Here is a 12,325-nt window from a genome sequence, read left to right as displayed (position 1 = left end):
CAATAAAACCCCATCAACCCCACCTACCCTAACGACCTATTGACCTAATAACCTCTTGACCTCTTGACCTCTTCCTCCCCTACCTATCCAACCACCTCTTCAACATCCCTGCTTTACTGCGACTGACCACTATCCGCTCAATATCAAAATGGCTCTTTAACCGAACAACCAATTTGCCACCAAAATAATTTTCAAGTCGGTCAATGGCATCCATATTCAGAATAAACTGTCGGTTAGCACGAAAAAATTGATCGGTATTCAACTCTTCTTCCAGTTTTTCAAGCGAAAAATCAACAACATGCACCTTCCCGTCAAAAGTATAAGCATTCACCACCTTTTCCTCCACATAAAAACAAGCCACCTCCTTAACAGGCAATTGAATGTAACCATCGGCACGGGCAATCATAAAACGTTCCCGAAATCGCGGGTTCAACTGCTTAAATTGCTGCATCAGTTGAGACAATTGATCCAGAGAACCTGTCTTTGAAAACTGATCTAAGGTTCCACGAATTTTACCAATCTTCTCAAAAGATTTTTCCAAAGCCTCTTTTCTAATTGGCTTTAGCAGGTACGAAATACTGTTGAATTCAAAAGCATCCTGCATGTATTCATCATAAGCTGTTGTAAAAATGATCCCCTTGTTACTAAGATCCACTTCTTCAAAAATATCAAAGCAAACACCATCCGAAAGCTGAATATCCATAAAAACAATGCAGGGTTCAGGATGCCCCTTGAACCAGTCCACAGCCTCTGCAACACCATTAACCGTGGTTAATATTTCGCAATCTGGCTGAACCTCAGCTATCATTTTTTGAAGCATCTTTGCCAGAAAAGCCTCATCTTCTACTATAACAGCTTTCATCATCATATTTTTAAGAATTATTTAAAAGTAGGAACTTTTACGGTAAAAGAATCAATATCATCTCTAATAATCAGGTCTTTATCAGGTGCCAGAAACTGAATGCGGCGTTTGAGGTTTCCCAAACCAGTATTGGTTGAGTAAGTGGACAATTTGGGCGTCAGGTTATTTTTAACAATCAACAAATGATTTTTCGCTGAAATTTCAATAAATAAAGGCTCCTTGGTATTTACAATGTTATGCTTTATGGCATTCTCCACCAAAAATTGAAGACTTAAAGTAGGAACTTTTCGCTTAAGTTCATCTTCTGATATCCGATACGTCACGAACAAACCATCCCCCAAGCGTTCCTGATGCATCGCAATGTAAGAACGGATGAATGTTAACTCATCCTCCAAAGTAACCAACTTATGACGAGAACTCATTAAAACATAGCGGTAAACATCGGCAAAATTACCTGCAAAGTTGAGTGCTTTATCACTATTCTCAGGAATCAGAGCCATGAGTGTACTAATGTTGTTGAACAGAAAATGTGGATTGAGCTGATCTTGCAAAGACAAATAATCCAATTCCAATTTCTCGCGCTGCAAGCGCTCATTCTCGATGATAAAGCGCTTAAGGGTTTCATGATAGTTAAAACCGATGAGGCTAATCAAATAAATTAATGAAAACAATACCAGCACGGTAACAGCCACACTCACATTAACAGACGCTTTATCGGGATGTTCTTCAAATAAAAACCGAGCCATGCGGGTGGCCATGAATACCACAAAAGGCAGCCACACCAGGGAAAAAGAAAATAAAGCAAGGACACGCTTTTTAACAGCAGTATGCCAAGGATAATATCTGGATATTGTAGCATCAAAAATAAAGATACCTTCACAGAGCCCCACCAGCGTAATAACGGTAAATAAGAAAGGCCTGATAATTAGGAGGTTTCTCTCCATGCCCGATCCTATTAGCGCCACAATGAGCCAGGCTATGAATACAGAAACCAAAAACTCAATGCCAAGTCGCCTGATATCAAACAACTTAACCCCTAAATTAACAAGCGCATTCTTTTTATCATAATCAAATAAATATCCTGACCTAAAACTACAACAAACCAACAGATTTTAAATAAGCAGAGGTAATTATTTCAAGATTAGCCTGAGCTTCGATCAGGGAAGCAGCTGCTCTTTGATAAGCAACGCGAGCATTTAACAGATCGGTAACCGAATTTAAACCTGCCCTGAAGCTGATCTCAACCTCTGACATGGTTTCTTCGGCCTGTTCCAAATTCATTTGTGCCAGCTCAATTCTTTTGACACCCGATTTCAAATTCATTTGGTTTTGCTGTACTTCCAAAGCGATAAGGTTTCTGGTATCATCGTAATTAATTTCACGCTTCATTTCATTAATACGCGCCATATCGGTCCTGAATTTTCGTTCGCGCCAATGAATAAGTGGTATAGAAACACCCGCACCCAAAGTCATAGTCCAACTACCAGAAATCAAATCGGGGACATGCAAATATTGGTACCCAAAACTGACACCGATCCGGGGCAGGTATTCACCTTTTACAGACAAGCGCTCCAGGCGACTAATCTCCTGTTGATGCTTCAATATTTGCAACTCCGGACGCAAAGAAAAATCAGTCGTTGAAGTCAATTGCATCCTCGGTTCAATGTTTTCCTGTGTATTGGCCGCTGCTCTTAGCGGCTCATCCAAAGGCCTGCCAGTAAGACGTGCCAGATTCATGCCTGTCAAATCTAAAAGATTAGTCACCTCCACCAAACGCAGCTTGGCTTCGTTGCGCATAACAGACACCTTGAGCATTTCACTGCGAGGAGCAATTCCAAGTTCATACTGAACCTTCAATTGATCTTCTAAAGAGTCAAGTGCTTCAACATGATTCTCCAGAACAAGAACCTGCTCCTGAACAGCCATCAGACTCCAAAATGCACGATCTGTACCATGAATCACCTCTGCTCTTGTGAGGTTAAGCGCTTCACCGGCCATATCTGCTCCAATTTCGGCCATTTGATGGGCTAAACGGATGCGAGACCCAACATAAATGGGTTGCTCAACGGTAATGCCACCCATGTAAATTTTCAAATCATTCATTCCCAAATCAAAGCCGGGAACATCCACACCACTTGTCCCCGCAAAGTTTCCTGCCAAAGCCTCCTCCGTGGTGGGCAATGTAAATCCGGAAAATGAAACACCCTCAAAGTCCGGGAGAAACATGACAGATGCAGATCCGTCCACCTTTGGAAAAAAAGCTGTACGAGCCGCCTTAATGGCGGTCTCGGCATAATCCAAATCCATACGGGAAAGATCCAGTGATTTATTATAGGCAAGCGCATCCCGGTGGCATTCTTCCAGGGTAACGACTGTTTGGGCCCTCATTTCTATAAATGAAAGAAAGAAAACGCCCATAAAAGCCAAAATATATTGTAAGATTCTCATTGTTCTTATTTTTCAAAATTAACTCCTGTCAAATTTCATTCTGCATAAAGCAATTAATCCTTCCTTATTTTTCCTATCAATCTTAACTTACTGGTATCCACCTTGTAAAAAAGAACATACAAAACAGGAACAACCAGCAGAGTAATAACAGTACCAATCAGCAGACCGAACATTATGCAATGGCCATGGACTGGAAAATATCATCAAAGACCAACGGGAACATTCCCAAAATGGTGGTCAATGCGGCCAGACTAACAGGCCTGACTCGGGATACAGCAGCACGGATAACACCTATTACGGGAATTTTGCCGGATTTAATTTCAATATTAATTTGATCGAGCAGCACCACCGTGTTTTTTATCATCATCCCAATCAAACCAAGCGCCCCAACTATAGCCAGAAATCCGAAATTCAAACGGGTAACTAGAAATCCAACAATAATACCAACGAAAGCCAAGGGGAAAATCATAAACACAATGACCGGTTGTTTAAAATTATTAAACAGGGCAATGGTAATAATAATCATCAACAACAGAGCCAAGGGTAAATTCTCCATAAGTGCCTGATTGGCCGTATTACTATTCTTTAATTCTCCATGCCACTCAAGCTTATAGCCATCCGGTAATGGAATTTCTTCAATATCGGACTTGAACTTGCTCAAAACTAAAGGTGCCGTAAAACCTCGGGCCGGATCACATTGCGCTTTAATAGCTCGTTGTCCATTGTAGCGTTTTACAAAATAGGATTCACTATTTATGGCCACCGTATCAATGATTTGCCCTAATGGCACGCTGAAGCCCGAATAATTTCCCCATACAGGAAGTGATTCAATGATTTCTGGCTTTTGTGAAAGCTCACCATCCACCTTAATCATAATCGGCATACTGGTATTATTCTCATAAAATACGCCAATTGGCATCCCTTCCGTAGCCATTGCCAAAGTCGAGGCCATTGCCCCCCGCGATATATTAAGCCTTTGTCCTTTAACCGGCGAATAAACAGGAGACAGCACTTTTATTTCATTGCCCCAATCGTCATTGACAAAAACAACATCCGGATCCTGATGCATCAGTTCTTTTGCCTCGGAAGCCAAACGCTTCAAGACCTCCGAATCCGGACCAATAAATACGGCCTGAATCTTATACTCTCCACCCATAGCGCTATACTGGCTATATCTGATTTCTCCCTCAGGAAACTTATCTATTAAATGCGATTCAGCTTTGGTTATAACATCCAAAATTCGCACACCATCCTTCACTTCGACTATGAGCTCACCATAGCGGGGATTATAACTATTCATTGGACGGGACAAAGTGTAACGCACAGGCGAACTTCCAATCGAACTAGCTACAAAATTTATTTCATCCCACTGCAACAACTCCTTGGTCATCAACTCAAGGTCCTCTTCAACCCGATAAATATCACTGCCCTGGGGCAAACGGTACTCAACCAAAAACTGGTTGTACTCCTGCTGTGGAAAAAAATCCTTGTTGAGCAAACTGAAAGCACTGAAAGAAAGCACCAAAACCAATGCTGTTGCAGCAACAAACATCGACTTATGCCACAAAGCAAACCTGATAACGCCCCCAAACACACGGTACACCGGTCCGGTATAAACATTTCGTTTAGCACCCGTACCTTGACCCTTTTTATGACCATTCTTATAAAAGATGGAAGCCATAAATGGCACTTGTATCATCGCTAAAACCCAACTCAAACTCAGCGAAATGGCTAATACGTAAAACATGGGCTTCATGAATTCTCCGGCAGCAGTTGTATTAAACGCCATGGGCATAAATGCCAGAACAGCAACCACCGTTGCACCCAAAAGAGGAAATGCGTTTTGCCTGGCAGCAGAGACAAAAGCCCGCTTCTTGTCCATTCCTTTCGCTAAATCAGCCAGGATTCCATCAGCCACCACAATGGCATTATCAACCAGCATACCCATTGCAATAACGATGGCCGCCAATGAAACCTTATCCAGAGTCATATCTAAGAAACCCATAATAACGAAAGTCCCAAGAATGGTAAACACCAGACTACTGGCAATGAGCAAACCTGCTCTAAAACCCATGGCCAACAAGAGCACCACAATAACAATAGCCACCGACTCAGCTAAATTAATTGTAAAGTCCCCTATCGCCGACTGAACCTGTGCCGCCTGATCGTAAATCTTGTGCACCTCTATACCGGCGGGTATCTCCTTCATTAACTGCGCCAGAGAAAGGTCAATTCTGTCCCCAAGATGAATAATGTTATCGCCGCTTTGCATGGAAATAGCTAAGCCCAGAGACGCCATGTTGTTATACTTGAATCCGCTTCTTTGAGGGGTTAAAAAGGCACGTTCTATGGCGGCCACATCTCCCAGACGAAAGCTTTTGCCATTACTACCTTGAATGTTTAGATTTCGGATTTCATCGAGTGACTGAAATTTACTTCCTGGCGCAATACGAATACGTTCAGTGCCCGCGACAACCGTACCCGCATCTACCACGTTGCCCTGATCATTTAAAGTCTGAACAATGGCCATGGGGTTCAACCCCATGGCCGCAAAACGCTCAGAAGAAAACTTAATCTCCACGGTTTCTGTCCTTTGTCCAATGATATTTATCCGCTTAACCCCATCAACCTGCAACAATTCATTTTTTAAGAATTCAGAATACTCGTCTAACTCCTTGTAACTATAACCATCACTGGTTAAAGCCAGAAATATCCCAAAAACATCCCCAAAATCATCATTCACAATGGGATTCATGGCACCGGCTGGCAAAGAACTGGTCGCATCGTTTATTTTCCTTCGCAAATGATCCCATTTCTGAGGAAGTTCATCCATGGTAACATACCCCTCAATATATACTGTGATTTGCGACATACCCGGCATGGAAACCGATTCAATATAATCGATATGCTGAAGTTGCTGGATGGCTTTTTCCAGCACATCGGTCACCTCCTTTTCCACCTCCAACGCTGAAGCTCCGGGGTAGGGCGTAGCAATAACCGCAGCCTTAACAGTAACTTCAGGGTCTTCAAGCTTGCTAAGACTTGAAAATGAAGCAATGCCCCCAAGGATAAGAATGGCCAGGAAAGCTATTAACAAAGCCTTTTGATCAAGAATTTTATCAATCATGTAATCCGAAATTTAAAAATAAGAATGGATGTCAACAGGTCGTACCGTTTCAACTGAATAGAGATACAACAAACGAGCTATTTGATTACAAAAACACTAATTGTATATATTACAACGACATAGAAGTTGGTTCAATGGCACGCACTTCCTGCTTTTCAAACAAGGAGTGAACACCAGCAGAGACAACCTTTTCGTGCCCATCTAGTCCGCTTAAAATCTCCATACGGCCTCCCGAAAGAATCTTCCCGACTTTTATGCTTCTTGAAGCAACCGTCCCGGTACTATCCTCATACACCCAGACAAATGATTCCCCCTTTTGATAAAACACAGCCTCAACAGGTACCGAAACCCCTGCCTGCTGCATATGATCCATCTCCATTACAATTCTGGCGTTCATGCCCGGACGAATAACTTTGGCATCAGGGTTGTTAATAGACAAACGGACTTCGAATAAATTGTCGGATCCAGATTTACCGGCTACAGACTTAATCGTTGCAGGTATATCCAACCCACCTGCCTGAACCGTGGCAGCCGTTTGAACAACGATCTGCGCCACCATAGATTCAGGCACCCCAAACACCACCTCCAGCTCGCTCATATCAATAATGGTAAATACAATTGCTCCCGGAACAGCCGTCTCATGTTTTTGAATGTTTCTTTGAAAAACCACACCCGAAAAAGGAGCAAATAAATGCGTATCATTTAGGGCATTGGATGCCCTTTCAAAATTGCTTTTTGAAGCCAGAAGGGCAGCTTCCAATTTTTCGATCGTGTTCGGAGGTAATTTTCCCTGCTCATACAACTCCTTAAACCTGTCATATTCACCCTTAGACTGCTTAAACAGAGCCTCAGCACTCCTTTGCTGCACCTCATAATCACGAGGGTCTATCGCCGCCAAAAGTTCTCCCTGCTTTACAACATCTCCCTCTTCGGCCAACACGCTAATAACGGGTCCACTCACACGGAAAGAAAGATCTGCCTTCTGGACCTCCTCAAGCACGCCGTTAAACTCATGAGTCGGGCGTAGTCCGTTACTACTTATTCCAACCACTTTAACATTTCTTGGGACAGCAACCGATTCCTCGGATCTTCCACATCCTATAGCCAATATTGACCAGCAGCCAATGGCTAAATAAAACATCGATAATTTCATTTTCACTATTCGTTTTATTAATCCTTCCATTTGGGATTATTTTTAAGGCCTCAAATATAGATGTGGCATTGCACCGATTTGAAAATGAATTGCGGAAGTAAAAAAAGTGCAGGGCTGAAATGACCAAATAACCAATTGAACCAAAAAATCAATATCCAATCCTACATGCCCATGCAAAACCAATAAAAAGCCCCGGAACTAAAGAGTACTATTCTCCTTAATTCCGAGGCAAAAAAATATATTTAATCAATCGTCCGATTGCGGCAACCGCAACTGGATTTTTAGTCTATTTCATGCAGCAGCGGCATTTTTTTGTTTACTTTTTTGGCTGCAGCAAAAAGTAAAAAAACATTACATAAGAAAACTCAACATAATCCCCGCCGCAACCGCCGAACCAATAACACCCGACACATTGGGCGCCATGGCATGCATCAATAAATGGTTACTTGGGTCGGCCTTCAGACCTTCATGCTGAACCACCCGGGCACTATCCGGCACAGCCGAAACACCGGCAGCACCAATCAACGGGTTGACTCTGTCCTCCTTTTTCAGGAAGACATTCATCAGTTTGGCAAAAAGCAAACCACCCGCCGTAGCCACCGCAAAAGAAATCGCTCCCAGAACAAAAATCTTGATCGAGCTGGTTGTCAGGAAACCTTGATTCACCATTTCCCCGGTCACAGGATCAGCTGCCAGTCGGAAAGCCTGCGTAGAAGCCCCCACTGTTAAGCCCAACAAAATGGTAATAATATCAATCATGGACGTCCTGGCCGTCTCAGCCAGACGATTGGTAACCCCCGATTCCTTCAATAAATTTCCAAAGAAAAGCATACCCAGCAAAGGCAAGGCACTCGGCGAAATAAAGAGCGTCAACAGCAAGCCAATCAAGGGGAAAAGAATTTTCTCCAACTTAGAAACCGATCTGGGCGGCTTCATCCGAATCAGCTTTTCCTTTTTAGAAATCAGCAGATTCATAATCGGCGGCTGAATCACTGGAACCAAGGCCATGTAGGAATACGCCGCAATGGCAATACTACCAATTAAGTGCGGCGCCAGCTTGGCCGAAGCAAAAATCGCCGTCGGTCCATCCGCACCACCAATAATTGAAATGGCACCCGCCTCATGTATTTCAAAGCCCAGCGCCATGGCACCAATAAAAGTACCAAACACACCAATCTGAGCCGCCGCACCCAGCAACATCAGCTTCGGATTGGAAATGAGCGACGAAAAGTCGGTCATCGCCCCAATGCCCAAAAAGATCAGTGGCGGATAAATACCTTGGGTTACCCCAAAATAGAGGTAATTCAACACCGACCCCTCTTCATAAATACCAATCTGAAACCCTTCCTGCATCGGAATATTTCCGATGATGATACCCGTACCTATGGGAATGAGCAGAAGCGGTTCGTAATTGTATTTGATGGCCAGGTAAATAAAAAACAGACCGACCACAATCATGATTAAATACTGGGGATTAACCGACGCAAAAGCGGTGTAATTCCAGAAAATCTCCAGGCCACTCATCATCGAACTTCCGGCAGAACCGGAACTCTGCGCTGCGGCCAGCAGATCGCCTTGTCCGACAAGCATCGACAGCATTGTCAGCAGACTTAATAGGGTGAAAATTGTAACAAACTTTCTCACGTTCTTTTAGATTTAATGAAGTCGAAAACTCCAGAGATTCAACATTAAGTCAAGGAGCCCCTTACACAAGTTCAATGAGCACATCGTTTTGTAAAACATTGTCGCCCACCTTCACCCGAACGGATTTAACAATCCCCTCTTTTTCAGACATCACGTTGTTCTCCATTTTCATGGCTTCCATAATCAAAAGCACGTCGCCCTTTTTCACCTCATCACCTTCCTTCACCAACATCTTGAAAATACTACCGGGAAGTGGTGCCAGCACCTGATGCCCCCCGGTAGAACCTTTTTTCACAATGTGGCCCTCGCCCGGTTTTTGGCGGACTTCCGAACGAACCAGTCTTGGTGTTTTATTCTTTTTAATCTCACGGTGAATTTCAACGGAGTAATCAGTACCATTGACCTCAATATGAGCGATGTTTTCATCAACATCCTTCAAATTGACTTCGTATTTATTACCATTAATGGTAAACTCAAACTTCTTCATTTGTTACAAGATTAGCGGGATAAGACATTTCTGAGACCGTAAATTTTTGAGTTCCATGGCGAGTAAGTTCTGGCCACCCGTTTGATGGTAATCACATTACTTTCATCTTCATGTTGCTCATTAAAATACATAAGAAGCTCAGGCCAATAGCGGCATTCACCTCACCCGGAACAAACGCTTCCTTTTCACCTTTCGCCCTCACAGGCCCCGAGGAACTGGATTTTCTCTTGCTAAAACTGAGTATTACCGGCAGTAACTTATAGACATAAATCAACAGCACCAACACCAGAAAAACGATGGAATAACCAACAGCGGTTATTACGTAGATATCTGACCACTCCCAATTTTCAACGTTAATTAAAAAGGTCATCATAGTATGTGGCTATTATAAAGGTATGTTACTATGCTTTTTAGGAGGGTTGGTCAACTTCTTGGTCTGCAGACTCTGGAACCCTCTGATAACACGGAAACGCGTATTACGCGGCTCAATCACATCATCAATATAACCATAAGCAGCTGCCTGATAAGGATTGGCAAACTTCTCCTTGTACTCTTCCTCCTTCTGAACCTTCACTTTAGCACGTTCCTCAGGATCTTCGATGGCCGATAAGGCACGTCCTTCCAACACCTCAATGGCACCGGAAGCCCCCATCACAGCAATCTCAGCAGTAGGCCATGCATAATTCAAATCACCACGCAATTGCTTACAGCTCATCACATCGTGCGCACCACCATATGATTTCCGTAAAGTAACCGTTACCTTAGGCACAGTCGCCTCACCATAAGCAAACATCAGTTTGGCACCGTGGGTAATAATACCTGCGTACTCCTGACCACTACCGGGCAAAAATCCGGGAACATCCACCAAAGTCAGAATAGGAATATTAAAAGCATCACAGAAACGCACAAAACGCGCCGCCTTGCGAGAAGCGTCACAGTCGAGCACCCCGGCCAGGAAGCTGGGCTGATTGGCCACAATACCAATAGAAGAACCACCCATGCGGGCAAATCCTACAATAATATTCTTGGCATAATTGCGGTGAACTTCCAAAAATTCGCCTCATCCACCATAGTGTAAATCACCTCCTTCATATCATAAGGCTGATTGGCATTATCAGGGATAATGGTATTCAGAGATTCCTCAATACGATCGATCGGATCCAGACATTCCACCAATGGCGGCTCTTCCAGATTGTTTTGGGGAAGATAAGACATCAGCTTGCGAATCAAAAGCAAACCCTCTTCCTCATTTTCCAAAAGAAAATGAGACACCCCTGAACGGGTTGCATGCACTTCAGCACCACCCAAATCCTCAGTGGTAATATCTTCACCTGTAACTGTCTTAACCACTTTAGGACCCGTTACAAACATGTAACTCGACTCCTCGGTCATCATAATAAAATCCGTCAAAGCAGGCGAATAAACCGCACCACCGGCACAAGGACCAAAAATGGCAGAAATCTGCGGAACCACCCCTGAAGCCATAATGTTACGCTGGAAAATCTCCGCATAACCCGCCAAAGAAGTTACCCCTTCCTGAATACGTGCACCGCCACTATCGTTGATACCAATAACAGGCGCACCGGCCTTCATGGCCATATCCATCACCTTACAAATTTTCTGAGCAAAAGTCTCCGACAAAGAACCACCAAAAACAGTGAAATCCTGTGAAAACACATAAACAATGCGGCCGTCAATGGTACCATGACCAGTCACAACACCATCGCCCATGAACTTTTGCTTCTCCATACCAAAATTGGTACAACGATGCGTCACAAACATATCAAACTCCTCGAAGCTACCATCATCCAGCAAAACCTCAATCCGCTCACGTGCCGTCATTTTACCTTTGGCATGTTGTGCATCAATTCTTTTCTGACCACCACCCAATTTAGCCTCGGTGCGCAAGTCAATTAACTTTTGGATCTTATCCTGATTTGACATAATTAAACAGAATTAATTGATAATTAAATTTTCAAACTTCTAACACTTCTACTCCTCAGGATGTTCACACAATTCGGTTAACACACCAAAAGTTGATTTGGGATGCATGAATGCGATGTTCAACCCTTCAGCACCCTTGCGAGGCGTCTGGTCAATCAACTTAACACCATTTTCAGCAGCCTCATCCAGGCTCTTCTGAAGGTTATCAACAGCAAAGGCCAAATGGTGAACACCTTCCCCCTTCTTTTCAATAAATTTACCAATAGGTCCCTCAGGTCAGTAGACTCCAGCAATTCAATTTTGGTCTGTCCGACCATAAAAAAGGCAGTCTTCACCTTCTGCTCAGCCACTTCTTCAACGGCATAACATTCTAACCCGTAAACCTTTTCGTAGAAAGCAATCGCCTCCTCCAAATTTTTTACAGCAATTCCAATGTGTTCAATATGTGTTGGCTTCATATCAATAAAAAAATTTATAAATTTCAACTTAATGCCGACAAAAATAGCGTAAAAGCATCGAATAGCATATTAAACAGAAGGAAAAAAAGCTTGTTTTAAAACATAATCGAACAACAGGTTATCCTGTTCAGAAATTCACTTCCCCCATTCACTAAAAAAAGGTATTTGGGGGGGAAGGGTGGATGGGGTGAGAAGGGTTGAT

10 protein-coding genes and 1 pseudogene are annotated in these 12,325 nt (G+C 43.2%); all 11 read right to left on the bottom strand.

Annotation, left to right across the window (positions count from 1 at the left end; translation table 11 throughout):
* Positions 1-79 precede the first annotated feature (79 nt).
* Complete coding sequence (locus JCM15548_RS18995; protein WP_062128589.1) at positions 80-868, bottom strand: LytR/AlgR family response regulator transcription factor; 789 nt, start codon at positions 866-868, stop codon at positions 80-82.
* A gap of 11 nt (positions 869-879) precedes the next feature.
* Positions 880-1,806, bottom strand: coding sequence for a sensor histidine kinase (locus JCM15548_RS18990; protein ID WP_062128591.1), 927 nt, complete (start codon positions 1,804-1,806; stop codon positions 880-882).
* A gap of 148 nt (positions 1,807-1,954) precedes the next feature.
* Entirely contained in the window at positions 1,955-3,310 is a 1,356-nt protein-coding gene (locus tag JCM15548_RS18985; protein ID WP_062128587.1) for a TolC family protein, read from the bottom strand.
* A 172-nt stretch (positions 3,311-3,482) separates the two neighbouring features.
* A complete protein-coding gene (locus JCM15548_RS18980; protein WP_227626037.1) occupies positions 3,483-6,437 on the bottom strand; it encodes an efflux RND transporter permease subunit in 2,955 nt (984 codons plus the stop codon).
* A 109-nt stretch (positions 6,438-6,546) separates the two neighbouring features.
* Positions 6,547-7,620, bottom strand: coding sequence for an efflux RND transporter periplasmic adaptor subunit (locus JCM15548_RS18975; RefSeq protein WP_062128585.1), 1,074 nt, complete (start codon positions 7,618-7,620; stop codon positions 6,547-6,549).
* 321 nt (positions 7,621-7,941) lie between these two features.
* A complete protein-coding gene (locus tag JCM15548_RS18970) occupies positions 7,942-9,234 on the bottom strand; it encodes a sodium ion-translocating decarboxylase subunit beta (protein ID WP_083985260.1) in 1,293 nt (430 codons plus the stop codon).
* Between the two features lie 61 nt (positions 9,235-9,295).
* On the bottom strand, positions 9,296-9,721 hold the full coding sequence (locus JCM15548_RS18965) for an acyl-CoA carboxylase biotin carboxyl carrier protein subunit (protein ID WP_062128581.1): 426 nt from the start codon (positions 9,719-9,721) through the stop codon (positions 9,296-9,298).
* 91 nt (positions 9,722-9,812) lie between these two features.
* Positions 9,813-10,094, bottom strand: coding sequence for an OadG family transporter subunit (locus JCM15548_RS18960; RefSeq protein WP_227626036.1), 282 nt, complete (start codon positions 10,092-10,094; stop codon positions 9,813-9,815).
* A gap of 12 nt (positions 10,095-10,106) precedes the next feature.
* Positions 10,107-11,563: pseudogene (locus JCM15548_RS18955) on the bottom strand (acyl-CoA carboxylase subunit beta).
* 150 nt (positions 11,564-11,713) lie between these two features.
* Complete coding sequence (locus JCM15548_RS25895; RefSeq protein WP_262487158.1) at positions 11,714-11,887, bottom strand: VOC family protein; 174 nt, start codon at positions 11,885-11,887, stop codon at positions 11,714-11,716.
* The gene (locus tag JCM15548_RS18950) at positions 11,821-12,123 is read right to left on the bottom strand and encodes a VOC family protein (RefSeq protein ID WP_262487157.1); all 303 of its coding nucleotides are present in this window, start codon (positions 12,121-12,123) and stop codon (positions 11,821-11,823) included. The genes JCM15548_RS25895 and JCM15548_RS18950 overlap by 67 nt, the downstream gene beginning before the upstream one ends.
* Positions 12,124-12,325 lie beyond the last annotated feature (202 nt).

It is taken from the genome of Geofilum rubicundum JCM 15548, assembly GCF_000974365.1.
Classification (GTDB): Bacteria; Bacteroidota; Bacteroidia; order Bacteroidales; family Marinilabiliaceae; genus Geofilum; species Geofilum rubicundum.
This window is presented reverse-complemented; position numbering and strand designations above follow the sequence as displayed.

Bases quoted from the DNA above. Each gene is read 5' to 3' on its own strand.
- JCM15548_RS18965 (WP_062128581.1), bottom strand. From the start codon at position 9,721: ATGAAGAAGTTTGAGTTTACCATTAATGGTAATAAATACGAAGTCAAT.
- JCM15548_RS18980 (WP_227626037.1), bottom strand. From the start codon at position 6,437: ATGATTGATAAAATTCTTGATCAAAAGGCTTTGTTAATAGCTTTCCTG.
- JCM15548_RS18990 (WP_062128591.1), bottom strand. From the start codon at position 1,806: ATGGAGAGAAACCTCCTAATTATCAGGCCTTTCTTATTTACCGTTATT.
- JCM15548_RS18995 (WP_062128589.1), bottom strand. From the start codon at position 868: ATGATGATGAAAGCTGTTATAGTAGAAGATGAGGCTTTTCTGGCAAAG.
- JCM15548_RS18975 (WP_062128585.1), bottom strand. From the start codon at position 7,620: ATGGAAGGATTAATAAAACGAATAGTGAAAATGAAATTATCGATGTTT.
- JCM15548_RS18960 (WP_227626036.1), bottom strand. From the start codon at position 10,094: ATGATGACCTTTTTAATTAACGTTGAAAATTGGGAGTGGTCAGATATC.
- JCM15548_RS18985 (WP_062128587.1), bottom strand. From the start codon at position 3,310: ATGAGAATCTTACAATATATTTTGGCTTTTATGGGCGTTTTCTTTCTT.
- JCM15548_RS18950 (WP_262487157.1), bottom strand. From the start codon at position 12,123: ATGAAGCCAACACATATTGAACACATTGGAATTGCTGTAAAAAATTTG.